The 241-nt window shown below is 56.4% G+C and carries 1 protein-coding gene; it reads right to left on the bottom strand.

The genetic code is table 11. From position 1 onward, the window contains the following. On the bottom strand, positions 1-241 hold a 241-nt coding region (locus MXD62_RS09490; protein ID WP_368862359.1), incomplete at both ends, for a putative PEP-binding protein.

Below are 241 nucleotides of genomic sequence, written 5' to 3'. Positions count from 1 at the left end.
ATCCAAGGTACGGATGATTACAGGTTTCCCCGAGAAAGCAGCCGCTGCGCTGCGATACGCTTCGAATTGCTCTTCTTCGCTCGGCAGGGTAGCCCGGTCCATGAAGAGAAACTCGGAACGGAACAGCCCCACTCCGTCGGCCCCTTTTTCTAATACCGCTTCCGCTTCTTCGGGGCGTCCGATATTGGCAACGAGCTCCACGCGATGTCCATCTTCCGTTTCAGCAGGTGCATCCCTCAAT

It is taken from the genome of Frankia sp. Mgl5 (genome assembly GCF_023242985.1).
Lineage (GTDB): Bacteria > Actinomycetota > Actinomycetes > Frankiales > Frankiaceae > Parafrankia > Parafrankia soli.
The sequence above is the reverse complement of the archived record's forward strand: the minus strand, read 5'-3'. Positions and strand labels throughout refer to the sequence as shown.